At 60.2% G+C, this 1,177-nt stretch carries 1 protein-coding gene; it reads left to right on the forward strand.

Annotation, left to right across the window (positions count from 1 at the left end; genetic code table 11):
- Positions 1-201 precede the first annotated feature (201 nt).
- Positions 202-1,065: an ATP-dependent DNA ligase gene (locus tag EN984_RS35340; RefSeq protein WP_127268874.1), complete on the forward strand. Its 864-nt coding sequence runs from the start codon at positions 202-204 to the stop codon at positions 1,063-1,065.
- Positions 1,066-1,177 lie beyond the last annotated feature (112 nt).

Raw genomic sequence — 1,177 nt, forward strand, 5'->3', positions numbered from 1 at the left:
TTCGTGATGTTTGTCATGGGATTGAAACACCGGGAGGGCGGAATCGTTCCTTGAGCCGGCCAAGCGGCGCTCCAGCGATTTCAGCCGCTGGATCAAGATAACGCTCCTCAAGGTGCTCCGGAGCTGCCCAAGCGTCTGGTGCGTTCCTTTGCAACTATTTTAGCCTCTTCTAATTTAAAGTCGGTCAGTCCGAGTTAGCGTATGTTGAAGTTCATCCGGCCGATGTTCCCCACGCTTGTCGAGGTGCCGCCGACAGGGGACAACTGGATTCACGAAATCAAATATGACGGCTATCGTACCCAGGTGATTGTTGAGGACGGCAAGGCCAGAGCGATCACGCGAAGGGGCTACGACTGGTCATCGACGTACAAGACGATTGTCGAGGCGGCGGCAACCATTCCGAAGTCGGCAATCATCGACAGCGAGGCAATCGTCCTTAACGAGAAAGGCGTGTCGGATTTCCATTCGCTGCGGTCGGCGATGCGATGGGCGCCGGATCGGATCATCTTCGTTGCCTTCGATCTGCTGCACCATGACGGCATCGACCTGCGCCCCGAACCATTGCTGGCACGCCGGGAAAAGCTGCTCGAACTCGTCAGGCCTGCCAAGGGCGTGATCCAGTACAGCCACCATGTGCATGGCGGCGGGGATGACTTCTACGCCGCGGTTGACCGCATGGGCCTAGAGGGCATGGTGTCGAAGCGGCCTGACAGCGTCTATCGGTCAGGCGACACCGAAGCGTGGCTGAAAACGAAATGCTATGAGGAAGTCGACTTTGAAGTTGCAGGCGTGCAGCGAACGCCCAGTTCGGCTCCACTCGCCTTGATGGCAACCCGCGATGCGGAACGCCGCTACGTCGGCTCGGCAAACATCGCCCTGACCAAAGCCATGCGCGAACGCCTCTATGCCAAGGTGCAAGAGGGGAAAGGCGCGCCACCGAGGGGCGCCGACAAGCCCGATGCCGAATGGATCAAACCTGGCCTTGTCGGACGCGTGAAGACCCTCAAGCGCGAAAATAAACTACGCCACGCCACGCTGCGGGCGATCCGGGAGGCAAAGGCATGACGCATCGCCCACGATGCACATCTCGGGATCGACCGGTGCGGGGGTGGCCGGCGCCTGTGGCGGGTTTGTTGGGACGTTAGGCGCCGTCCGGGCGGGCGCCTAACTTCCCTCC

Source organism: Mesorhizobium sp. M7A.F.Ca.CA.004.12.1.1 (genome assembly GCF_003997835.1).
GTDB lineage: Bacteria > Pseudomonadota > Alphaproteobacteria > Rhizobiales > Rhizobiaceae > Mesorhizobium.

Excerpts from the sequence above, each read along its gene's own strand:
- EN984_RS35340 (WP_127268874.1), top strand. The coding sequence starts at position 202 with ATGTTGAAGTTCATCCGGCCGATGTTCCCCACGCTTGTCGAGGTGCCG.